The organism is Microcoleus sp. FACHB-SPT15 (assembly GCF_014849525.1).
Classification (GTDB): Bacteria; Cyanobacteriota; Cyanobacteriia; order Cyanobacteriales; family Coleofasciculaceae; genus Symplocastrum; species Symplocastrum torsivum.
Genome location: NZ_JACJNU010000064.1, coordinates 38332 through 62187, shown reverse-complemented (window position 1 = coordinate 62187; position 23856 = coordinate 38332). Strand labels below are relative to the sequence as shown.

The window sequence follows — 23856 nt, the reverse complement described above, 5'->3', positions numbered from 1 at the left end:
TAGCTCTTATCTATGAACTCAATAACTTGACTAAACTACTGTGAACGTGGCATTTGATAAGTCACTAGCATTCACTCCAGTTAAGATTGCTAGAGTTTCGTCATTGAAGCGAATCAAGGTATTGCTTTCCTCTTGCGCGATCGCTAATTGCCCAAAGCTCAAACCCTCTACCAACTCTAAGAAGTCCACACCAACTTTGAAGTCTTGAATTGTGTCAGTGCCTTCACCTGCCGCTAGCACAAAGGTATCGCTCCCTGTGCCACCGGAGAAGTCATCGCCAACAAGGATGTCATTACCTAAACCACCCCGAATCAGGTCATCGCCAGCATCACCATAGATTTGGTCGTCGCCTTCATCACCGTAGAGGGAATCATTACCCGCCTTACCACCAATTCGGTCATTACCTGCGCCACCATAGATTAGGTCATCACCCCCAACAGTACCGCCAGGTTCGCGGCTGTTGAGGTCGCCCCGCAGCACATCATCACCGTCTTCACCAAAAATCTGGTCATCCCCTAATTCACCCGCCACGAGGTCATTTCCACCACCTGCGTTGATGACATCGTTGCGATCGCTAGAACCAATCAAGGTCTCACTATTAGTAGTCCCGTTGAGGATATTCGGAGCTTCCAGAACGTTATCTTCCCGCGCTGAAAGGTTTTGAATCCGCAGGTCTTGAGACGGATCGACATCTTCGCTCTCAAAGGTGCCAAGCTGATTGATGTACTCCGCAAAAGCATCCTGCTCTGTACCATTGTCAGCAAACGTCGCTGTCCCTGTCCGTACTCCTGGGTCTACCAAGTCCACTTGGTTTAGCGTATCGCCGAACTCAGGGAAGGGATAGCCATCGCCACCTTGAGCCAGAAAGCTCAAAGTCACCATCCGGAACGTGCGCGTCGGGTCGCCGACGATTTCCCCATTCTCAACAACCGTCTCAATTAGGTTCCCCTCTGCATCCTTAATTGCCACAGTCTGAACACGCTCTCCTGCTGGCAAGGCTGCATCAAAGCTGAAAGCCAAACCACCCACTTGAGGGAACTGACCAGGTGTTGTCCCTGGTTCTGTCGCAGAAACGCCATGCTCTAGTACCTCAAGGAGTTGCTCCGCTGTTACGGTTACTAAACTCAGGGCATTGTTAAAGCGCAACGAGTTCTCAATATCTAGCTGAGAAACATCTCCTTCCTCCTTACCTGCCAGAGGATTCGCTGGTGGTGGGAGCCTGTCAAAATCGTTAGGATCTGTGGAACCGGGAGCCGCCTCAATTGCGCCAATATTGTCCCGGATGCCACCACCATTTTTCAGGGAAAGGAGAACAGTGGAGTCAACTTGTTGGGCAGCAAAAAGGTTAGCGTCAGCCGTGAGGTTCCCCAAGTTGGTTTCCTGAGTCCGCACATCGTTCCGAGTTCCATTGAGGAATACCTCTGTTTCACCAAAGATGTTGCCATCCTTGGTATTGATCACTTCGCTCAAAGCATTGGTAATGGCAACAACCTCTGGGTCAGCAACCTCTTCAGGATTGACATCGGTACCATAAACCGTATCAACGCCTAAATCATCCGTTGCGTAAGCGCCACTATCTTCACTAATGTTGGTGATAATGCCGTTCGCATCAAAGTCCAGCACCAAGCGACCCACATACTGCCAGTTCCCGTCCGTGTTGACCACATACGTTGGTTGACCAATGGCAGAAGTAAGCTCAATTGGGTATGTCCCTGCGCTAGTGTCTCCACTCCTCAGGGGGTCATCAGGGTTAGCGAGTAAGGTGTTGGAACCACCTGCAATAATTACATCCACATCTTGCAGAAGCCCTGCCAGAGTCTGCTCGATGTTAATTTGCTGCATGTGAGCCAGCAGAACAACTTTGTTGATGCCTGTACCTGTTAGCTCATCAACACTCGTCTGAATCTCAGCCGCTAAGGCAGCATAGTCTGTTGGATCAGCAGGAGAAACTCCGACATTACCCGGAGAGGAGATAGAACGCAGTGTGGGAGTGGTTGCACCAACAACACCAATCCGTTCTCCTAGATCGAGAGTGCCATCACCATCAGTGTCTTCACCATCATCCAGGACACCGTTGTCGTTGGTATCTTCTGAACCCACGGTAAGGATAACGCTACTAGCAATGCTGTTGGGTTGGGGAGCTTGTCCATCTTCAACAACAAACCGAGCCAAATTGCTGTCCGTGGTAAAGTCCAGGTTGGAGCTGAGATAGGGGAACTGCGTTCCGACATAGCCATTGCTACTACCAATCAAGTCGGCAACGGTTGATGTGCCTAAGTCAAATTCATGGTTTCCAAAGGCAGATGCCTGGAAGCCAATTTCATTCAAAATCTGGATATCAGCGCGTCCAACACCTTCACGACCTAGAACATCCCGCAGGGCGCGATCGCTACTTGCAGAAAAGAAGGGGCCAGGAATGTAATTATCACCCGACGACAGAATGAGGGTGTTGTCATACGTGTCTCTCAAACCATTAACAACGGCTGAGAAATTGACTGCATCCTCTAGAGCGGGAATTCCGCTTTCCATGTCAGAGGCGTGCAAAATTTGGAGTTGAAAGTCTGCCATGAGTGATGTGTGAAGAGCTTTTCAGTACAAGTTCGGAGTTTCTTGAATCTGGATGCAGTTTTTACCTAAAATTTACGTAATCTTTACCTGGATTTAACGTATTTTCATGGACTTTTGACCGCTTTTAGACGTTATCACTGAGTCAAAAAACGTGTAAAGTGATACAGAAAACATTCCTTATGAAGTTTCTGTAAAGTAACGAGGCTGAAGGGGTGACGAGGTCTATAGGCGGCTTTCAACTACGCCGATAGTAAACTCGATTTGTTGACACACTAAATTTGGCTCATCCCCCAGTCCCTTGCTCAACGGTGATTAAATGAACGTGAGAAATCTCAATAACTACCCCTACCCTTCAGCACGACGGGTGGTTATGGGGCAGCGGTATGCTGTGACAACAAGTCAACCTCTAGCGACTCTGGCAGGGATGGAGATGTTCTGGGCTGGGGGAAATGCGGTGGATGCGGCATTGGCAATGGCGATCGCATTAACTGTTGTTGAACCCACGTCTAACGGCATTGGTTCAGATGCTTTTGCCTTGGTGTGGGATGGGAAACTTCATGGACTCAATGCTTCTGGTAAAAGTCCCCAAAACCTCATGCTTGAGTCGTTCGTGGGGATGGATCGAGTTCCCTCACTTGGCTGGCTTCCCGTTACTGTACCAGGAGCGGTATCAGCTTGGGCATCACTTTCAAAACGTTGGGGCAAGCTGCCGTTTGAGCAGCTATTTGAACCAGCAATTCGCTACGCAGAGGAAGGCTTCCCGGTATCGCCTGTTACGGCAACAGCTTGGCAGCGTGCGGCGGCTGTTTATTTACCACTCAAGGGGGCGGAGTTTCAGGCATTTAAAGAAGTCTTTTTTCCGGACGATCGCGCACCGGAAGCTGGAAGCGTGTGGGGCAGCGTACTTCATGCTAAGACCTTAAAGGCGATCGCACAAAGTGGTGGTGAAAGCTTTTATCAAGGCGAAATCGCTGATGCGATCGCTAATTTTGCGGCTGATACAGGTGGCTTTTTGACCACGGCTGACTTCGCTGCACACCAAGCTGATTGGGTAGAACCCATCTCAACCAACTATCGCGATCTCACCGTTTGGGAAATTCCTCCCAACACTCAAGGCATTGCCACGTTGATTGCTTTAAATATCTTAGAAGGCTTTGACCTCAGCCAGTATCCTCGTGACTCCGTAGAAAGCTACCATCTGCAAATTGAAGCCATGAAGCTAGCGTTTGCTGATGCTCATCAACAGGTCACTGACCCTCGTTTTATGTCCGTTTCAGTTGAACAGCTTCTAGACAAAGCTTATGCTGCTGAACGTCAACAGCTTATCAAGGAACAGGCTATCCCCCTTGCTAAACCTGGCTTACCAAAAGGTGGAACTGTTTACATGGCTGCTGCTGATGGCGAACTGATGGTTTCCTTCATCCAGTCCAACTATGAAGGCTTTGGCAGTGGCATTCTTGTTCCTGGGACAGGCATATCGCTACAAAACCGAGGCGTTGGTTTTACGTTAGAAGCAGGTCATGCTAATCAATTTGCACCTGCTAAACGCGCCTACCACACGATCATTCCTGGTTTTCTCACCCAAAATAGTCAACCACTAGGGCCATTTGGTGTTATGGGAGGCCCAATGCAACCTCAGGGTCATTTGCAAGTTGTCGTGAACCTTGGAGACTACGCAATGAATCCTCAAACTGCTCTTGATGCACCCAGATGGCGCTTTATCTCTGGGAAACGGGTTCTCTTAGAGCAAAGTGTACCTGATCACGTTGCTCTAGGACTAGCTGAACGGGGTCATGAGTTGCAGATTAGTGCGGACGGTGGGCAGTTTGGCAAAGGTCAAATCATCTTGCGTCATCAAGGAGTTCTCGTTGCGGGTTCAGAACCCCGTGCTGATGGTTTGGCAGTAGCACAGTAAGTAAAGGACGAAGCAAATGGGTCAAGGGAAGATATCTTAGAAGTCTTAGCTTGGCTCTTTCTCTCTGGTGACTCAAAGCGAAATATAACCTAAATCTACACCAATTTACTAACAGTTAGTAGTCTAAATATTTCCTAAATATATTAGTTGTAATTAATCTTAATATCTTGAGTTTTTCCAGTTGGAGAGAATAAAAACGTTACTTTAATCTTTAAACTTTAGGTAATCTTTGTAATCTCTGTGATAATGCTGATCAAGATTAAAGGTATCGTAAAGTTCTCCGCTCTATCGGATAGTTTCACGCCATTTTGATTAGATATTATTAGAATAAAAAGTCTAGGGTTACCTTAATTTACGTGTAATTACGGAATTACACAATTATCTTAAAAACTTTTGTCAGTAGTTATATTGACAAATGCTAGTGCTTATGATCTTTAAAAGAACTAATAAATTGTTTCATGATATTTCCTAACTCAGGCTTTTCTACAGAAGGTGAAGTCCGGTTCCCTAGTCTGCTCTGGTACTATAGTCATCCTTTTAATAAGTTTGTGAACAATAGATTACAGCCGTTGCTCAGTCGCTTGGGCATCAAGCCGAGAATCAGCTATGGATACACTTTTGTGGTTGCCATCATTCTCTTGGCAACAGTAATTGGGTTGAGCTTTTGTGAGTCCTACCGAGAGCAGACAGCAGCAAAGCTTACCCAAGATCAAGCCGAAGAACATCTCTTGAGACAGTTACAGATTTCTGTACTAGAAACTCGAATAGCTCAACAAGATTTGAGTAATAAATTACATCAGAGAAAACAGTTTGATATTCAACTGATTCATGCAAAAATGTCAAAAGTAGCAGAAGAATTAGAACAGTTAAATGAATATTATTTGCAAATTAACTTGACTCAATCAGAAACCGTAAAAAAAACATTATTAGAAACATCGGCTCTAAAGTATTGGATACAAAAATATGAGGGCTTAGTAGATAGGGATAGACAGAAGCTAGAAGCAAATTGGCTAGACATTAATCCTTTCAAGGTTAATCTGAAGACAACTCAAGTGGCTCGGATGTCGCTGTTAGAGTTTAATCAGAATCAGGTGGCGATCGCATTTAGCAATTTGACAAAGGAATTAACCCAACTTATTGAGCATTCCCAACAGGAACAGCAAGAAGCGGCGATCATATTAGAACGGATAGAGGCGCTACTACTACAAATTATTCGCACTGCTACATTGCTGTCAGTAATGATTGCTGTGGCTATCACTACCAATGCAAGTCGAGCGATCGCTTATCCTCTAAAATCAACAACCCAAGTTGCCCGACGGGTTACAGAGGAAAACCAACTTGCCCTACAAAAGGAATCACAATCCCCTTGTGAACAGAACCTTCTGCCCTCTGCCTCCCAACCTCTGCCTTCAGTCAAAGTTGGCGGATTGACAACGTCTGTGAACCCCTTAGTTCAAGGAGTAGCAAACGACACGCAGGAACTTCAACAGACACAAACCGAATTTGAGCGTTTCTTCAACCTGTCGTTTGCTCTGTTTTGTATCGCTGGGTTTGACGGGTATTTTAAGCGATTTAACACAGCCTTTGAAACAACACTTGGCTATACTCAGGCAGAACTTCTTTCTACGCCATTCCTCAATTTAGTACATCCTCAAGAGCGTGTTGCAACATTGGCTAACGTGAGGAAACTACTAGCAGGTGTAACGGTAAGTAGCTTTGAAAACCGCTATCGTTGCCAAGATGGTTCCTATAAATGGCTCTCCTGGACAGTTGTGCCATTTGCTCCAGAAAAACTCATGTATGCCGTTGCTCATGACATTACTGAGCATAAACAAGCCCTAGAGTCTCTACGAGAAAGTAAGCATTTTCAGGAAGAAATTGCTCAAACCACACCTAATATTTTGTACACCTACGACCTGATTGAACAGCGTAACATCTACAGCAATCGTCAAATCGCAGAAACGCTAGGTTACATCCCAGAAGCGATTACCCAAGGGGTAGCGCTAAAAGCAACAATGGGAGCAAATATCTTACCCGATCTATTACATCCAGATGATTTAAGCGCAAGTCTCGAACAGATCAACCGGATTGCAACAATTGATATCACTGAACGTCAGCAGAAGGAAGAGGAACTACGACAATCAGAAGCGAGATATCGAGAATTAGCGAATCGGGAAACACTCCTCAACCGACTGGCTAGCCAAATTCGTAACTCTCTCGACCTAGAGACAATCTTAGAGACAGCAGTACTTGAGATTCGCAATCTGTTGCAGCTTGATCGTTGCTTCTTTTTCTGGCATAGACCTGATACGAGTCCGCCACACTGGGAGGTTGTTCAGGAAGCCAAGAATCCTGACTTAGCCAGCTTCATCAACAACTGTGTACCTATTACAGAGATTCAGACGTTGATGGCAAAAGCGAACAATCCAGAAATTAAGATTATCACCATAGGAAATACCAGGAATTTACACAATCCATAGAACGCAACTTCTTCCTATCTCTGGGCTATAGCGCTGTCTTGCTCATACCGATTCATACTCAGTCAGGTGAAATTGGGGTGATTTGTTGCAGCCATATCAGTAAACCCCGATTCTGGAGTGATACGGAAGTAGAAATGCTGCAAGCGGTTGGTGATCAAATTGCGATCGCAATTGACCAAGCCCAACTTTTGCAACAAAGTCGCCTTGCTACAGCTACAGCCGTTGAGCAAGCGACAAAGCTAGAACTTACCCTCAGTGAACTCCAACAAGCTCAAACCCAACTCGTTCAAAGCGAAAAAATGTCCTCTTTGGGGCAGCTAGTTGCTGGTATTGCTCATGAAATTAACAACCCTGTTAGCTTCATCTCCTGCAATGTTATCCCGATCAAAGAGTATGCCGAAGACTTGTTCAGTCTAATTCAACTCTATCAAAACTCTTACCCTCGCCCGACCCCAGAAATTCAAGCCAAGCTCGATACAATTGACCTCGATTTCATCAAGGAAGACTTGCCCAAAATTCTATCCTCAATGAAAACAGGCTCAGAACGCATCCATCAGATTGTCTTGTCGCTGCGTAACTTCTCACGACTTGATGAAGCCGAGATGAAGCGGGTGGATATTCACGAAGGACTGAATAACACCCTACTTATTCTCTCGCATCGTCTAAATTCTCAACACCCTGGACAGCCCACTATTCAAGTCATCAAAGACTACGGCAACCTTCCGAAAATCCAGTGCTATCCCGGACAACTCAATCAGGTATTTATGAATATCCTGACGAATGCGATCGAGTCGATTGAGGCATACAATAAACAGCGCTCTCTTAAAGACCTTAAAAATCGCTCTGGTACGATTTTGATTTGTACCGAGGTTTTAGACTCCAATCAAGCAATAATTCTGATTGGTGATAATGGCTTAGGAATGACAGAAGATATTAATCGTAAATTATTCGATCCATTTTTTACCACTAAACCGATTGGCTCAGGTACAGGTTTAGGAATGACGGTTAGTTATAAGATTGTTGTGGAAAAACACGGGGGTCAACTACAGTGTATTTCTGCACCCAATCAGGGAGCTGCTATCTTAATTCAGATTCCTATTCAGCAGCAAAATAAATGCGATCGCACAAACGAAATACGCTAATCTGCATTTAAATTGCATTATCGAGGAGACAAGGCAGAAGGCAGAGAGCTTTTACGAATAAGAGTTTTTGTCTCATCATCAAGGTATGCAATTTAGAGCCGTCTCAGCTTTTTGGCTTTCCTTGCTGTCTCTAAGTTCCACACACCTCCCGCTGTATCTCATCTATCTATAAACCGCTATTACTACAGTACAGAGAGAACATACTCTCCTTCATTTGCAGCATAATTAGTCGAAACATCATAAACTAAACCCTCCGCTTCGGCGAAGATATCAATTAATATAGGTAATTCTCCATTTTTATTAAAACTCAGTATTTGGTATAGTAGTTGTCCCGCTTGAATAAAACTTCCCAACTCGACTCTTGACTGAATCATCCCACCTGACGGAGCGTAGTATTGTTTAACTTGACTTTTTATAGTGAACTTAATTGCATGTTCGGCTGTCTCTGCTATAGGAAACTCTGGGATTTTTAATATTTCCTTTTGGGCTAGGTAGTTTTTTATGCCCTGAACACCTCGTTTGACTGACTCTCGATTCATTTGCATCCCAGAACCACATTCCAGTGTCCAAGACTCAATATCAAATTGAATAGTTTTACCAAACTCTACTAGTTTCTTCTCCAGGGCTAACCAAGGCTTCATAAACGCTTCATCAAAGGTATCTCCATCATATTCATTCATAAGAATTCCATAATCTAGTAGAAAAGCTTTAGCACTTTCCTCCCGACTTTGGAAACAATATAAGTAGTCTAGTGCTTGGTTACTCGAACTATGAATGTCAATAACATAGTCAGCATCTAAACATAGAGACTGTAAGTGATAGCGATATCGCTGATTAAATGGCACTCCAGCAGGAGATTGGATTTTCTCAAAGTGCTTTTCAAAGCTAGACTGAATTCGTGCAAGATAGTTTTGTCTAATCTCAGCAGGTTCAAGATAAAGTTGAGACTTAGCAAAGTCTTCTAAATCTTCGCATTCCTTTTCATAATCCCAAAAAATTCGGTTCCAGTCTTTCCCGTTATAGATGTTATAACGTCCTGTCGAGAAGAAATGAGTTCGCTGATTGGTACTCAAAGGATTACAAACAGGAACGAGCCAGATTTCTCCTGTAAGCTGAGTATCATCAAGAGCCATTAAAAACTCAATTAGCTGATGAATAATTGCATTACCAACAATTTCTGCTCCATGGAGATTGGCTTGTAGGTATGCCTTTTTCCCAGGTTGAGCGCCAATAAACTTATAGACTTGGATAGAAAGGCGATCGCCTGAAGCTAGATGCTGAATTGGAATCGTAGAAATTGTAGGAATCATCAATAAACTATTTCTCGCTATAAGCTTGTAATTTTGAATGTCCACTCAAAAACCCTTGTGCAGGCGGTGTGGGGATTGCACCCTGCCCTCGTTGTGGGCAGAGCTAATTCATCTGAGAAAAGAAAAATTAGGGTAGCTAGATCATTTAACGTAAACTCTAAACCTCCCTTTAGAGTGATGCGATCGCGTTTGGTAAAGCAATAAGGTGCCCTTTGGGCTATCACGGTTCATTCCACCTATAGAAAGAGTCAAATAGATTTCTTGATTCCTATAATTTCAAAAAACTTAATCAACTAGATGGGGAGGGTGCTGTAAATGCTGCCTACCGAGGGTAGACGAAGAGTTCAGATTGAAGGAGTCTCCCCAGAAATTGATGGGGGTCGTTTTCCGATTAAGCGAACTATCGGTGAGAAAGTCCATGTTGAAGCCGATATGTTCTGTGATAGTCACGATGCGATCGCAGGTGTCATTTTGTACCGTCCGGAATCCTCCGAACAGTGGCTAGAAACACCCTTGTCTCCTTTAGTCAATGACCGTTGGCAAGGAGAATTCACCGTTTCTGAGAAGGGACGCTATCTCTACACTGTCATGGGCTGGGTTGACCATTTTAAGTCCTGGCGGCGAGACATGGCAAAGAAATTGGACGCAGGACAGGAAGTGTCAGTTGATTGGCTAATTGGAGCGGAACTGGTTGAACAAGCGAGTAAACGAGCATCGGGTAATGATGCCCAACAGTTGAAAGCTTGGGCACAAAAACTCCGGGCTGGAGAAAAACAGAACTCTGCACTTCTGCCAGACAATACACTGGCACAGGAGTTAGTTGCCCTGGTAGACAAGTACCCCGACCGAGAACTCGCAACAACTTACGAAAAAACACTCCAAATTACCGTTGACCGAGAGAAAGCCCGCTTCAGCACTTGGTACGAAATGTTTCCGCGCTCCTGTGGAGAACCTGGCAAGCATGGCACCTTCTCAGACTGCGAAGCTCGTCTGCCCTACATCGCTTATATGGGCTTCGATGTTCTCTACCTCCCACCAATCCACCCAATTGGCATCACCTTCCGTAAAGGCAAAAACAACGTAACTAAAGCTGAGCTAGAGGATGTCGGGGTACCTTGGGGAATCGGTGGCCCAGAAGGCGGACACAAGGCAGTCAACCCAAAATTAGGAACGTTAGAGGACTTCCGCTCGTTTGTCTCCAAAGCGGCTGAGTATGGCATCGAAATCGCCTTAGACTTAGCTTATCAATGCTCCCCCGACCACCCTTATGTGAAGGAACATCCCCAGTGGTTTAAGCACAGACCCGATGGGACAATCCAGTATGCGGAAAATCCGCCGAAAAAGTATCAAGATATTTACCCAATCGACTTTGAAACGGAAGACTGGCAGAACCTATGGGAAGAACTAAAAAGCGTTGTACTGTTCTGGATTGACCAGGGCGTGCGTATCTTCCGGGTAGACAATCCTCATACTAAATCGTTTAATTTTTGGGAGTGGATGATTGGGGAAATCAAGCAAGAGTATCCCGATATCATTTTCCTCTCGGAGTCCTTTACTCGTCCCAAGGTGATGTACCGCTTGGCGAAGCTAGGCTTTACCCACTCCTATACTTATTTCACCTGGCGCAATACACAGTGGGAGTTAACCGAGTACTTCAAGGAATTGACACAAACTGAAGTGCGCGAGTTCTTCCGACCGAATCTGTGGCCGAATACCCCAGATATTCTCCCTGAGTTTCTCCAACACGGTGGACAACCTGCTTTTAAGCTGAGGTTAGCTCTAGCCGCGACATTAGGAGCCAACTACGGCATTTACGGACCCGCTTATGAGGTTTGTGAAAACCGACCCCTGCGGGAGAAAAGTGAAGAATACCTGGATTCGGAAAAATACCAAATGCGGGATTGGGACTTAGACAGTCCTTACAGCATTAAAAGTTGGATTTCACGGATCAATCATATCCGTCGAGATCATCCAGCTTTGCAGAGTGACAAGGGGCTGAGATTTCACTCAGTCAATAATGAGCAGATAATCGGCTACAGCAAGCAGACTGAGGATTTGAAGGATCTGATGCTGATGGTTGTGAACCTCGATCCCCACTATACTCAGTCCGGTTGGATTCATTTGTCCCTAGGGTCATTGGGTCTCAAGCCTGACAAGCCCTATTACTTGTTCGATTTGCTCAACGATGCCCAATATACGTGGTGGGGTGAGTATAACTATGTGGAACTCAATCCCCATGTAACTCCAGCTCATATCTTCGTGGTCAGACAGTAACGACTAGCTTTTTCATTGCAATTATCTCTTTCTAAAGGAATAGGTTTGTAGCTAAGACTTAGACCTATTCCTCCCAGTTCGGTTCAGAACTTAACTTACTAAGGATGAAAGCTTTGATTTTTACGAGTGCCAGATAGTTTATAGAAATAAGCCAGAATAACACTTTGAAAAATAGATGGCAGTATTTGAAACTACGTGGAGTTACTACCCTTGAAATGATTTTCAGATAGGTTCTCAGTCTAAATAATTACTTCTATTGACAGTTGGACAAATGAACCTAGCCAGTGCAATATACCCCTGAATCTAAAACTTAAAATCTAAAAAGTATCCATGCAAACTCATCACTCGATATTGAATGATGACCCTTTATGGTTCAAGGATGCCATCATTTATGAGGTACCAGTTCGTGCCTTTGCTGATAGTAATGATGATGGTATTGGCGACTTTCGGGGTCTGACAGAAAAGCTTGATTACCTGAAAGATTTAGGCATCACTGCAATTTGGGTGTTGCCATTCTTTCCTAGTCCGCTGCGAGATGATGGTTACGATATTGCTGATTACACGAGTATTAACCCGATCTATGGCAATTTAGAAGATTTCAAAGAGCTTTTAGAGGCGGCTCATCAACGAGGGATTCGGGTAATTATTGAGTTAATTATTAACCACACGTCTGACCAACATCCTTGGTTTCAACGGGCACGTAGGGCACCCAAGGGTAGTAAGGAGCGAGATTTTTATGTCTGGAGTGACACTCCCGAAAAATATCAAGAGGCACGCATTATCTTCCAAGATTTTGAAACCTCTAACTGGTCTTGGGACCCGCTTGCCAAAGCCTATTATTGGCATCGCTTCTACTCGCATCAGCCAGATTTGAATTATGAAAGTGCAGCAGTGCGGGAAGCAGTATTTGATGTCCTCGATTTTTGGTTAGGGATGGGAGTGGATGGGCTACGCATGGATGCGGTGCCTTATCTATACGAACAGGAGGGGACAAACTGCGAGAACCTGCCAGCAACTCATGCGTTCTTGAAGCAGCTACGCAAGCGTGTAGACGAAAAATATCCAAATCGGATGCTTCTGGCTGAGGCGAATCAATGGCCAGAAGATGCGGTTCAATATTATGCCGCTGGGGATGAATGTCACATGAACTTTCATTTCCCCCTGATGCCGCGTTTGTTCATGTCGTTGCAGATGGAGGATAGCTTCCCAATTATTGATATTCTCCAACAAACTCCTGCAATTCCCGATAACTGTCAGTGGGCATTGTTCCTCCGCAACCATGATGAATTGACCCTGGAAATGGTGAGCGATGAAGACCGGGACTATATGTATCGGGTTTATGCTCAAGATCTCCAGGCAAGAATTAACTTGGGTATCCGTCGCCGTTTGGCTCCGTTGATGGGGAATAACCGCCGCCGGATTGAATTGATGAATGCTTTATTGCTCTCTTTCCCTGGTACTCCGGTGCTGTACTACGGGGATGAGATCGGGATGGGAGACAACATTTATTTAGGCGATCGCAATGGTGTCCGTACCCCGATGCAGTGGAGTGGCGATCGCAACGCAGGCTTTAGTCGCACGAATCCCCAAAAGCTATACGCACCCCCCACTGTTGACCCAGAGTATCACTACGAATCGATCAACGTTGAAACCCAACGCGCTAACCCGCAGTCCCTCTGGTGGTGGATGAAACGCCTGATTGCAACTAGGGAACGTTACCAAGCCTTTGGTCGTGGGACATTTGAGTTTCTCTATCCAGAAAACCGCAAAGTCTTGGCTTTCCTTCGTTCCTACAATGGTGAAAATATCCTAGTCGTAGTGAATTTGTCGCGCTTTGTCCAAACGGTGGAACTAGACTTATCGGCATTCAGAGGGATGATGCCGATTGAAATTTTTGGTCGCACTGAGTTCCCACCTGTTGGTGAGTCGCCATACTTCCTCAGCCTTAGCCCTCATGCATTCTACTGGTTTACCTTAGAGTTGCAAGAGGAAGCTTCGCCGCTACGCAGACCACAAGCCCAACTGCCGAATCTGGTTGTCAGTGGTCAATGGCAGAATGTGTTTGCCAGTGAATCAAGAACAACGTTGGCTGGAGTTTTGCCGGGATACCTGTCTACCCGTCGTTGGTTTGGTGGGAAAGCCCGGACAATTCAAACGACACAAATCACTGAGGTAGTGCCAGTACCGTACCGAGACAGTGAGGCTTATATCATTTGGCTACAGGTGGACTATACAGAAGGATTGCCTGAAACGTATATCCTGCCAATTGCCTATGTTAGCGTTAGTGATTCCGCCAAAGAGCAAGAGAGTGGTGGTAGTGAGCGTGATGGAAGCCACTACGATCAAGCGATCGCACAAATTAAGGTTCAGGGAACAAATGAAGTTGGGCTATTAGTAGACGCTTTAGCAGACAAAGACTTCTTGGCGTTCCCCTTAGAAGCGATCGCATCAGCACGTCGCTACAAGGGAAGTGCTGGTGAACTACTCGCAACGACCACTGATGTCATCGCGCAATTCCCCATAGAAGCCTTAGAGCTTGAACCTCGCTTGCTCAAAGGAGAACAAAGCAATACATCAGTAGTTTACGGCGAAAAGCTCATCCTCAAACTCTTCCGTAAAGTTGAGGAAGGTCTCAACCCAGACTTGGAAATTGGGCGCTTTTTGACAGGGAAAAAACTTACCCAACACTTTGCCTCCGTCGCTGGGGCATTGGAGTACCGTCGTCCAGGAAGCCAACCGATTACACTTGGGATATTACAAGAGTTTGTCCCAGATACAAGAGATGCTTGGTCTTATACACTGGATGGTCTACGAGACTATTTCGAGCAAGTGTTGGTCAGACAAATTGATATCAATCAAGTAGAACTGCCATCCAACGCCCTCGTCTCTGATTTGTCAGTTGGGATTCCTGATCTTGCGAAGGAAATCATTGGTTCTTACTTAGCCAGTAGTGAACTTTTAGGTCAGCGCACCGCTGAACTGCACTTGGCATTAGCGTCTGATTTAGAGAATCCTGATTTTGCCCCTGAAGACTTTACCTCGTTCTACCAGCGATCGATCTATCAGTACATGCGTAACCTGGCAGGGCGCAGCTTACTGTTGCTGAAAAAGCGGCTTTCACAACTGCCAGCAGAAACACAACACTTGGGGCAGACTGTCCTTAACCGTCAGGAACAACTGATGGATCGGTTTGGGTCAATCTTGAACCTAAAAATTACAGGACAACGAACCCGTAATCACGGAGACTATCATCTGGGGCAAGTTCTCTATACAGGTAAAGACTTCATCATCATTGATTTTGAGGGAGAACCTGCTCGTCCGATGAGTGAACGACGGATGAAGCGGAGTCCTCTGCGAGATGTCGCCGGGATGCTGCAATCCTTCAACTACGCGGTCAACCAAGCACTCCGCAATGAAGTCGATAGTGGGATGATTCGCCCTGAAAGTCTCCCAACAATGGAGCAATGGGCGCAGTTTTGGTATGGCTGGGTTGCCAGTGCTTTCCTCAATAGCTATCTACTCACAGCCGCAGAAGCGACTTTCTTACCTAAGTCTTCGCAAGAACTGCAAGTGCTGCTGGATGCTTATCTGTTGGAAAAAGCTGTTTATGAGTTGGGTTACGAACTCAATAACCGCCCCGATTGGGCAGAAATCCCACTTCAACGGATTCTCCAATTACTGGAATTTTCAGATTAAGAAGCTATCAGCTATCAGCTTTTAAAGACTATCGCTCTTCTGATAGCTAACCGCTAAAACAAGGAGGAAATAAATCATGGTTACTACTCAATCAGCAGTTAGCACTAATGTGACGCTGCTTACCGAGGACGACCTCTACCTATTTAATGAGGGGTCTCACTTTAACTTGTATGAAAAGCTAGGTTCTCACCAGCTAACACACAATGGGGTTGAAGGAACTTACTTTGCTGTCTGGGCACCCAATGCGGCTTACGTCTCTGTCAAAGGTGACTTTAATGGCTGGAATCGGGATAGCCACCCGTTGACGGCTAGAGGCTACACCGGAATTTGGGAAGGTTTTATTCCTGGAATTAGCAAAGGTGTTATTTACAAGTACCACATCGTTTCCCAAGGGGGTTATGAGGTAGAGAAAGCTGACCCCGTTGCACTAGCGTATGAAGTACCCCCCAAAACGGCTTCGGTAGTTTGGGATAGCGAGTACACCTGGAAGGATTCCGAGTGGATGGAAAAGCGTCAGAAGCATAACGCTTTGGATGCTCCGATCGCAATTTACGAAGTGCATACAGGTTCATGGATGCGAGTCCCTGAAGACGGCAATCGTTCTCTTAGTTATCGAGAACTTGCGCCGAAGCTGACTGAGTATGTGCAGCAGATGGGCTATACCCATGTTGAGTTTCTGCCTGTTACAGAACATCCCTTCTTTGGTTCTTGGGGTTACCAAACGACAGGATTCTTTGCGCCGACTAGCCGTTACGGAACGCCTCAAGATTTCATGTATTTGGTGGATTACTTACACCAGCATGATATTGGTGTGATCTTGGATTGGGTGCCGTCTCACTTCCCCACGGATCAGCATGGACTCTCATACTTTGACGGAACACACCTTTACGAACACGCCGATCCGCGTCAAGGCTACCATCCTGACTGGGGTAGCTCGATCTTTAACTACGGACGCAATGAAGTCAGCAGCTTTATCATCAGTAGTGCTTTCTTTTGGTTAGACAAGTGCCATATTGATGGGTTACGGGTGGACGCGGTGGCTTCTATGCTCTACCTGGACTACTCCCGCAAGCAAGGGGAATGGATACCGAATCAGCATGGCACTAATGAAAATCTAGAAGCGATCGCATTCTTACGTCGTTTCAATGAAGCCGTTTACCAGCGCTTCCCTGATACGGTGACGATTGCTGAGGAGTCTACATCCTGGTCGATGGTATCTCGCCCAACCTTCTTAGGCGGTTTAGGCTTTGGGATGAAGTGGGACATGGGCTGGATGCATGACACGCTCAACTACATGAGCAATGACCCAATTCACCGGAAATACCATCACAACTCCTTGACTTTTCGGATGCTTTATGCATTCAACGAAAACTTTGTCTTGCCGCTGTCCCATGATGAAGTGGTGCATGGTAAGGGTTCATTGATTGACAAAATGCCGGGAGACTACTGGCAGAAGTTTGCCAATTTGCGATCGCTTTTTGGCTATATGTACGCTCAATCTGCGAAGAAGCTGCTATTTATGGGCGGCGAGTTTGGGCAGTGGCAGGAGTGGAAACACGACAGTAGCTTAGACTGGCATCTGTTGGAGAATCCCATGCATGAAGGTTTACGAAAATGGGTAGCTGACCTGAATCGCACTTATCGACAAGAAAGCGCACTTCACGAACTCGACTTCGACCCCTCCGGGTTTGAGTGGATTGACTGCAACGATTCACAAAACAGCACCATCAGCTTAATTCGCAAAGGCAGTATTCAGGTGTCGGGAGTCAAAGGTGAGATATCACCAACTCGCCTAGAACCTGAAGCTTGGAACCCAAATCCTACAGGGACAGTGCTGATAATCTGCAACTTTACACCCTTACCTCGCTTCAACTACCGAGTCGGTGTTCCTGCTGGTGGCTTCTGGCAAGAATTGCTCAACAGCGATGCCTCCGAATACGGTGGTAGCGGCTTGGGTAATTTAGGTGGGGTACAAGCTGAGGAAATCCCCTATCATGGGCGACCTTATTCGCTGAATATTACCCTGCCACCATTAGCGGTTGCCTTCTTTAAGCTCTGCTGAGCATGGGTGTTAGTTATTAGATAATATCTCCCCGTTAAACCCACCAGGTTTAACGGGGAGTTTTCAAAACAACGATAGCTGAGTGCCCTTCGTCTTAAACTTCATTTCTAACTTCTTGGAGCCTATATTCAAGCTCGCTACGTTTACGCTGAACCTTAGCCTGTTCAGCTTTAACTTCTTCTGTTGCGTGATGAATCTTACTATGCTCAACTTTGAGCGTTTCTTGTTTAGCTTCTAGCTCCTCTTGTTTAGCTTCAACCTCATCAACTTCAGCTTTGAGCTTAGCCGCAAGTTTGTTGATAGGGTTTGGTTCGCCAGTGTTCTGATTCATATCTCAAATCCTTGGTTATATTAAAAAGTTATATTCAATTTAAATAATAAACTAGATAGTTTCTGTAAAACCTGTAGCATTTGAAGCTGATACTCTTCTTGAAAAAAGTTAGCCTTAGTTAACAAAAATAGAAAACCCTGAACACCCTTGGAACTCACTCTTACAAAAACTGGAAAATCGAAATTTACCAAAATCAATTTGGTAGTTTTGGCTATCACTGCTCTAATTCAAACGACGAAGAAAACTATGTTTTTTTTGGGAATGAAGGCTACGATAAAACTCAATCTGCAATCGAAGCCGCCCAAAACTACATAAACGAGCAAACTACTGCGAGTAGTACTCGTAGCCCAATTAAAGAGGTAGGTAGCCCGACCGAAGATGAGGGTAGAACAACTGAAGATATCAATGATTCGTAAGCTGTTAAAAAGTTAAATAGTTGAACAGGGCAAAAAGGTAAACTATATGAATTAAACCGATGCCAAGAACAGCACAAAAAACTAGAAGAAGAAGCCGACAGACCGCATAGGGTTGAGAAACCATAGGTATATACTCTTAGACGTTTATCGCTTCATACTCCCTATAAGCATCATTTAAAGCCTCTTCCTTTAGTTCAAATCTAGAAGTAGGGAAGAGGTATGAAGTCTCAGTATTTAGAAATACTCCTAATGATTGTCTCTTGAGGAAGATGAAACTTAATAAAACTTCAATTTTTCAAGTTAATAACACTCGAAATGATTCAGATTCCCGACTTCTTTGAGAAGTCGGGAATCTCGCCTTCATGTAGGCGTGCATGGCGTGTGCCATCCCCTGAAGCTCAGAGTTTCTTACGCTCCAAGTCTTTGAGTACCACCCGTGCAGCATTACGACCTGATGCGCCCATAATTCCGCCACCTGGATGTGTGCTTGCCCCAGTGAGGTACAGCCCCTTAAGGTGCGTTTTGTAGTTAGCCATACCGAGGAAAGGGCGCAGCATAAACATCTGATCCATGCTCATTTCCAAGTGCATGACATTACCTCGGTACAACCCAAGTTCACGCTCTAACCATAAGGGATGCTGGAATAATTGCCCAACTATCTTGGAACGGGTTCCAGGAGCATACTTCTCAAAGGTATCTAGAATATTCTTGGACACTTCCTCTGCCCGATCATCCCAGTTTCCGGAGGCGAGTTCGTAAGGGAAATATTGTCCCCACAGCCATAACACTTCACCATCCGGTGGAGCTAGTGTATCATCGACACCGCTGAAGCTCATTGCAAAGATGGGCGGGTCTTGTGCGGGTTCACCTTTTTGGTAGTCACTGAAAGCGGTGTTGATTTGCTGGCGATCGCGACAAAGTAGTTGCAAGGCAACCCGTGCATCTTTACCCGGATGGGCTATGTAGGAGATCGGAGAATCTAGTGCCAGACGTAGCATAACGGCAAAGCCATTACCTGTCCGCATTCTTTTTGCACCTCTGGGTCGGTGTTCGGGAGGTAAGAGTTTACCGAATGTTTCGATCGCATGGGTTCCAGCAATGACTACCCGTGCAGTGTAAGTCTGTCCCTCAACTTGGATGCCAACTGCACGTCCGTCTTCTACAAGAATCTTCTCGACAGGCGCATTTAAGTGTACCTCTCCACCATGAGCGGTAATGTGTTTTGCGATCGCTTGCGTTAGCATTCCCGAACCACCCTTCGGTCGGGCGACACCGCCTTCATGGTAAAGCGGTTGCCAAAGCACAAATGGGCCACTCAGCGATTCAGTCGGTGGTGGGCCAGATTGGGCAGCCATCCAGACTAATGGTGCCTTAATCTTCTCTTCAGTGAAGTAATCATCGACGACTTGACCAAATGGTCTAAACAGCGTTTGGAACGTATTGAACCAACCCACCTGCTTAGACTTACCACGAATCATCTTCTTGCCCAACTCGAATGGGCTAGGACTACTCAAGAAGTAGTCTTTGATCTGGATCATCAAGGGTCGCCAATCGTTTAGGAAACGGGCGTAAGCTTCGCCTTGTCCGGGAAATTTTGCTTCTAGATGATTAATAGTTTTTGCTTCATCCCGGTAGAAGAATACCGCATCGCCGTCGGGAAACGGGGCAAAGAACATCGGGTCTAGTTCGATATACTCTAGCCCGTAATCCTCTAGCTTCAATTCCTGCACAATCGGTGTTAAGCGAATTAGAATGTGTGCGCTACCACCAAGATCGAAGCGGTATCCTGGCACAATTTCCTTGGTAGAGACAGCGCCCCCAATAATATCTCTGCGCTCAAACACTCCCACTTTGTAGCCAGCTTGAGCTAGGTAGGCGCTGGTAATCAGGGCATTGTGTCCGCCACCGATTGTGATTACGTCGTAGTCGTATGCGTTTGAAGCCATTGTGCTGTTTTCGTTGTCGATCGCTAACTCCCTTAATCCCACATTACCGCTTGTGGCGATCGCATTCTTCATAGGGTAGAGGCTAGGGCGTGTTTTCTCGCCCCTTAGATCCCCCCTAGCCCCTATGCATTAATCGCATCTTTCTTAACAAAACATGGAAGGCTTAGCTGACGAGGGATGCATCGTGTAGGTCTGACGGGAAGAGCTGGTGAAACTTGACATCAAGGTTAACTGACTCGCTTAGCTAGTGGAGAGCAAGTAATCTAACAGTTAATCACTATGCAGCATCAACGCAAGCTTTAGACCCATTTTTGCGGTAAGCGTTATCAGCCAATGACGGAACACAACTACTGATATTGATAGCGGCGGCAAGTTCAACGTCTTTGGCAAATCCCCGCGCAACCAACTCTTTACCTGAACTACATTGTTCCAAAGCCGTGACAAGATTACCTTTCAAATTCTGAAATGCTGCTACAGCGACTTCTGCTTCTGGTGAGAGTCTTCCATCTAAGTAGCTGAGAATTGCACCCGCCCCAATCAAATCTTCCCAAGCTGGACGTAAACTTCCATCTTCCCAGCGTTCGCCAGCAGGGATAACAGCAATATTGGTTCCATTGCTTCGGGCAAAATCTGCGACAGCCTTGCAGTTACGCAGACAGCCAGCTAGTGTCGGTGTTTGCCCGGTGCGTAAAGTCAGAGAAGCACCATTGGGTGATGGTAAGACAAGTCTGGTTCCATCCGGAATATCAACCAGTGAGACAGGAGAGAGGGAGTAGCCATTGTTAGCTTGACGCTTCTGACTTGCGAGTTCGGCATTCACAGATAGGGCATAATCAACGCTAGATTCATCCTTCCATCGGTAAGGAAATATTGTTGCTCCCCGATTAGTCGCAATTTCAACAGACGTTGAAAAAGAGAGGATATCGACAATAACTACAACATCACTAATCGCGGCAAGTTTTGCCACGCCTTGCTCACCCCACTCACACCGAAGCTCAAACTCTGACTGGTCGAAAATCATAATCTTCAGGGTGCTGGATTGGGGTAACCCATTTGTCTGATTTGTAGACTTAATCCAAACCGAGTGAGTGCAACATCTCTCAAGAATTCTTGTACTCTAGTGCTAGCTAGAACGGAGAGCTTCAATAAGAAGCACTTTACCGCTAAACTAAAACCGGAAGCAAGTGAGCCGGAATGCAAGTCCGTCACTAGAATTGAGACATTGTTGCCGCTAATTAGGTGAAGTGCCGATGACGAATTTACCGCCTCGTGACCCTCGTTCGTCTAATCTAGGTTTCGATGAGTTAATTGGTGTTGTTGTCGCCTTCGGTGTGATTGGCACAATTTTGGCTGTGTTGCTTGGTCAAAAGGACAATCGGTTTGGTTTTGAAGCCTTAGATCCTTCATCAACAACTACTCCAACCAGTCCAGGAGTTTTAATCAGTCCTAGCCCTGCGCCAGAAGCAACGTTACCCACTCCAATAGCAAGAGAGACACCGTCACCGTCACCAACAATAGTAGGACCACGAAGAGTAGGAGCGCGAGCAGTGGGTCCCTTAATAGTGGGAGCCGCCCCAGCAGCAAAGGCAGAGGAAGCGGAAGCTCCAGCTACTCCAGTTAAGGGTTTCTCAGATGTTCCTCAAGACTATTGGGCACGTCCATACATTGAATCACTAACCCAGAGAGAAGTCATTGCTGGGTATACTGATGGAACCTTCCGCCCTGACGAGCCAGTAACAAGGGCAGCATTCGCGGCTCAGTTAGATAAAGCGTTTAGTGAAGGAAACGTTGTAGGCACTCCAAGATACACCGCAAACTATAAGGATGTTGCTAACGAGTTCTGGGCATCATCAGCAATTCGGCAAGCGACCACCAAAGGATTTATGCGCGGCTATCCTGGAGAGGTGTTTCGACCTCAACAAGAAATTTCCAAACTGCAAGCCTTGCTAGCGCTCAATAGTGGGCTGGATTTACCTGCACCTGCGGCTCCTAACCAAGTTTTGCAGGTTTATCAAGATGCTGCTCAAATTCCTCAGTATGCAACCAATGCTGTGGCAGCAGCGACACAAGCAGGGATTGTGGTCAATCATCCCAATCGCCAACAACTAAACCCAAACATCCTCATCACTCGTGCTGAAGCGGCGGCATTGATTCATCAAGCGATGGCAAAAGCTGGCAAGGTGGAAGAGATTCGTACTGACTATGTTGTTAAGCCACAATAAACGCTGGCAGTTAAGCTTCTATCAAACATATGGTAAGAGCAGCTATGTCTTTGCAGGAGGCTTGGCAATTATGACTATTGCATCCCAGAAAATGACGCTTGAGGAGTATCTTAACTATGACGACGGCATAGATACCCTTTATGAGTTGGTGAATGGGGAGTTGCTAGTTATGCCTCCAGAAAGTGAACTCAATAGGCGGATTGCCGCATTCTTATTTGCCTGTTTTCTGCAACAGGGGATTCCTCCCTATCGATTGACGATGAAGACAGAACTTGTGGTGAGTGGTTCACGGGCAACGACGCGGTTACCGGATTTGATGGTGCTTTCTGAGGAACTGGCAACGGAGTTAGAAGGGGCGAGACGGTCTACGGTAATGATAGATATGCCGCCGCCTCTGTTGGTGGTTGAGGTGGTGTCACCGGGCAAGGAAAACGTAGACCGAGACTATCGTTATAAGCGTTCTGAGTATGCGGCGCGGGGGATTGCGGAGTATTGGATTGTTGACCCGATGCAAGGGTGGCTTACTGTGCTGGAGTGGGTTGAAGGATTGTATGAGGAGCGGGTTTTTCAGGGGAATGAACGAATTGTCTCGCCGATGCTGCCGAATTTGGATTTAACGAGTGAGCGGGTGATGAATGCTAGAGGATGAGATTAGCAAAGATTTGGATGCGTTAGCATTTCCCTTCTTCAACGTGCCTTTCGTTGCAAACTCTAACTGAGAAATATCGGCGAACTTAGTAAAACTGTCAAAATTAAATAAATCCCCAGTATCTGGAGGACATTGTGATGACCGTAACGACAGCCAAATGGACACTACACGACTATCACCGCATGATTGAAGTCGGTCTTTTAGAAAGTCGTCACGTCGAACTTTTAAACGGAGAAATCATAGAAATGCCCCCAGAGGGAGAACCCCATGCTTATTACCGGACACAAGCAAAAGACTATTTGAAAGAGTTGTTAGGAACTCGCGTTAAAATCCGCGAAGCTGCTCCCATCACGATACCCGATAGCGCCTCCGAACCCGAACCGGATATTGCGATCGTTCAACCGCTAGGGAGGGAGTACTTGCAACACCATCCCTACCCAGAAAACATTTTCTGGCTGATTGAGTTCTCTAACACCAGCCTAGCGAAAGACCTAGATATCAAGCGCAAGGCATATGCTTCAGCCTCCATTCTTGAATATTGGGTGATGAATTTAAAGAATAGACACCTCAAGGTGTTTCGTGACCCTGTTAATGGGGACTACGCATCAGAATCGATCCTCACGGCTGGAGAAATTCGTCCCCTGGCATTTCCCGACGTTGTGGTTTCGGTGCAACGGTTGTTAGAAGGATGACATTTGACTAAAAGCCCATGAATAACTGAAAGCGCCACTCCCCGTCAACTAGGAGCGCAAATCCTTTTGCCGTTACCTCTTTTTCCTGAAGCGGCTTGAGTACTCTTAATACCAAGCTGTTCATGAGCGTGAATGCCCATGAACAGTTTAGTA

The 23856-nt window shown here is 46.0% G+C and carries 14 protein-coding genes; 9 read left to right on the top strand and 5 right to left on the bottom strand.

The window, feature by feature from the left end:
• Nucleotides 1-30: 30 nt before the first annotated feature.
• Nucleotides 31-2568, bottom strand: coding sequence for a 5'-nucleotidase C-terminal domain-containing protein (locus tag H6F98_RS33765; RefSeq protein WP_192221895.1), 2538 nt, complete (start codon nucleotides 2566-2568; stop codon nucleotides 31-33).
• 316 nt (nucleotides 2569-2884) lie between these two features.
• On the opposite strand from H6F98_RS33765, the gene H6F98_RS27380 reads away from it, so the two are divergent.
• The 3 genes from H6F98_RS27380 (at nucleotide 2885) to H6F98_RS27370 (ending at nucleotide 8105) form a co-directional block, all read left to right on the top strand.
• Entirely contained in the window at nucleotides 2885-4483 is a 1599-nt protein-coding gene (locus H6F98_RS27380; RefSeq protein ID WP_192221894.1) for a gamma-glutamyltransferase family protein, read from the top strand.
• Nucleotides 4484-5031: 548 nt separating this feature from the next.
• The gene (locus tag H6F98_RS34530; RefSeq protein WP_192221893.1) at nucleotides 5032-6963 is read left to right on the top strand and encodes a PAS domain-containing protein; all 1932 of its coding nucleotides are present in this window, start codon (nucleotides 5032-5034) and stop codon (nucleotides 6961-6963) included.
• A 38-nt stretch (nucleotides 6964-7001) separates the two neighbouring features.
• Complete coding sequence (locus H6F98_RS27370) at nucleotides 7002-8105, top strand: ATP-binding protein (protein ID WP_192221892.1); 1104 nt, start codon at nucleotides 7002-7004, stop codon at nucleotides 8103-8105.
• A gap of 182 nt (nucleotides 8106-8287) precedes the next feature.
• On the opposite strand, the gene H6F98_RS27365 is transcribed toward H6F98_RS27370, so the two are convergent.
• Nucleotides 8288-9415: a succinylglutamate desuccinylase/aspartoacylase family protein gene (locus H6F98_RS27365; protein ID WP_192221891.1), complete on the bottom strand. Its 1128-nt coding sequence runs from the start codon at nucleotides 9413-9415 to the stop codon at nucleotides 8288-8290.
• Nucleotides 9416-9730: 315 nt separating this feature from the next.
• Between H6F98_RS27365 and H6F98_RS27360 the strand changes: the two genes are divergently transcribed.
• The 3 genes from H6F98_RS27360 (at nucleotide 9731) to glgB (ending at nucleotide 17447) form a co-directional block, all read left to right on the top strand.
• Nucleotides 9731-11689: an alpha-1,4-glucan--maltose-1-phosphate maltosyltransferase gene (locus tag H6F98_RS27360; RefSeq protein ID WP_192221890.1), complete on the top strand. Its 1959-nt coding sequence runs from the start codon at nucleotides 9731-9733 to the stop codon at nucleotides 11687-11689.
• 330 nt (nucleotides 11690-12019) lie between these two features.
• Entirely contained in the window at nucleotides 12020-15385 is a 3366-nt protein-coding gene (gene treS / locus H6F98_RS27355) for a maltose alpha-D-glucosyltransferase (protein ID WP_192221889.1), read from the top strand.
• Nucleotides 15386-15461: 76 nt separating this feature from the next.
• The gene (gene glgB / locus H6F98_RS27350; protein ID WP_192221888.1) at nucleotides 15462-17447 is read left to right on the top strand and encodes a 1,4-alpha-glucan branching protein GlgB; all 1986 of its coding nucleotides are present in this window, start codon (nucleotides 15462-15464) and stop codon (nucleotides 17445-17447) included.
• A gap of 94 nt (nucleotides 17448-17541) precedes the next feature.
• On the opposite strand, the gene H6F98_RS27345 is transcribed toward glgB, so the two are convergent.
• From H6F98_RS27345 to H6F98_RS27335, 3 genes are all read right to left on the bottom strand, one after another.
• Nucleotides 17542-17778, bottom strand: a complete 237-nt coding sequence (locus H6F98_RS27345) for a hypothetical protein (RefSeq protein ID WP_192221887.1) — start codon at nucleotides 17776-17778, stop codon at nucleotides 17542-17544.
• Nucleotides 17779-18592: 814 nt separating this feature from the next.
• The gene (locus H6F98_RS27340) at nucleotides 18593-20212 is read right to left on the bottom strand and encodes an NAD(P)/FAD-dependent oxidoreductase (protein WP_242058722.1); all 1620 of its coding nucleotides are present in this window, start codon (nucleotides 20210-20212) and stop codon (nucleotides 18593-18595) included.
• Between the two features lie 205 nt (nucleotides 20213-20417).
• Entirely contained in the window at nucleotides 20418-21161 is a 744-nt protein-coding gene (locus H6F98_RS27335; protein WP_192221886.1) for a 2-phosphosulfolactate phosphatase, read from the bottom strand.
• Between the two features lie 229 nt (nucleotides 21162-21390).
• Here H6F98_RS27335 and H6F98_RS27330 point away from each other — a divergent pair, with 229 nt between their 5' ends.
• From H6F98_RS27330 to H6F98_RS27320, 3 genes are all read left to right on the top strand, one after another.
• A complete protein-coding gene (locus tag H6F98_RS27330) occupies nucleotides 21391-22362 on the top strand; it encodes an S-layer homology domain-containing protein (protein ID WP_192221885.1) in 972 nt (323 codons plus the stop codon).
• 70 nt (nucleotides 22363-22432) lie between these two features.
• Nucleotides 22433-23011: a Uma2 family endonuclease gene (locus H6F98_RS27325; RefSeq protein ID WP_192221884.1), complete on the top strand. Its 579-nt coding sequence runs from the start codon at nucleotides 22433-22435 to the stop codon at nucleotides 23009-23011.
• Nucleotides 23012-23148: 137 nt separating this feature from the next.
• Complete coding sequence (locus tag H6F98_RS27320) at nucleotides 23149-23703, top strand: Uma2 family endonuclease (RefSeq protein WP_192221883.1); 555 nt, start codon at nucleotides 23149-23151, stop codon at nucleotides 23701-23703.
• The last annotated feature ends 153 nt before the right edge of the window (nucleotides 23704-23856 follow it).

What these genes read in the sequence shown, in the direction of transcription:
- H6F98_RS33765 (WP_192221895.1), bottom strand. Translation starts at nt 2,568, where the DNA reads ATGGCAGACTTTCAACTCCAAATTTTGCACGCCTCTGACATGGAAAGC.
- H6F98_RS27380 (WP_192221894.1), top strand. Translation starts at nt 2,885, where the DNA reads ATGAACGTGAGAAATCTCAATAACTACCCCTACCCTTCAGCACGACGG.
- H6F98_RS27365 (WP_192221891.1), bottom strand. Translation starts at nt 9,415, where the DNA reads ATGATTCCTACAATTTCTACGATTCCAATTCAGCATCTAGCTTCAGGC.
- H6F98_RS27360 (WP_192221890.1), top strand. Translation starts at nt 9,731, where the DNA reads ATGCTGCCTACCGAGGGTAGACGAAGAGTTCAGATTGAAGGAGTCTCC.
- treS (WP_192221889.1), top strand. Translation starts at nt 12,020, where the DNA reads ATGCAAACTCATCACTCGATATTGAATGATGACCCTTTATGGTTCAAG.
- glgB (WP_192221888.1), top strand. Translation starts at nt 15,462, where the DNA reads ATGGTTACTACTCAATCAGCAGTTAGCACTAATGTGACGCTGCTTACC.
- H6F98_RS27345 (WP_192221887.1), bottom strand. Translation starts at nt 17,778, where the DNA reads ATGAATCAGAACACTGGCGAACCAAACCCTATCAACAAACTTGCGGCT.
- H6F98_RS27340 (WP_242058722.1), bottom strand. Translation starts at nt 20,212, where the DNA reads ATGAAGAATGCGATCGCCACAAGCGGTAATGTGGGATTAAGGGAGTTA.
- H6F98_RS27335 (WP_192221886.1), bottom strand. Translation starts at nt 21,161, where the DNA reads ATGATTTTCGACCAGTCAGAGTTTGAGCTTCGGTGTGAGTGGGGTGAG.
- H6F98_RS27330 (WP_192221885.1), top strand. Translation starts at nt 21,391, where the DNA reads ATGACGAATTTACCGCCTCGTGACCCTCGTTCGTCTAATCTAGGTTTC.
- H6F98_RS27325 (WP_192221884.1), top strand. Translation starts at nt 22,433, where the DNA reads ATGACTATTGCATCCCAGAAAATGACGCTTGAGGAGTATCTTAACTAT.
- H6F98_RS27320 (WP_192221883.1), top strand. Translation starts at nt 23,149, where the DNA reads ATGACCGTAACGACAGCCAAATGGACACTACACGACTATCACCGCATG.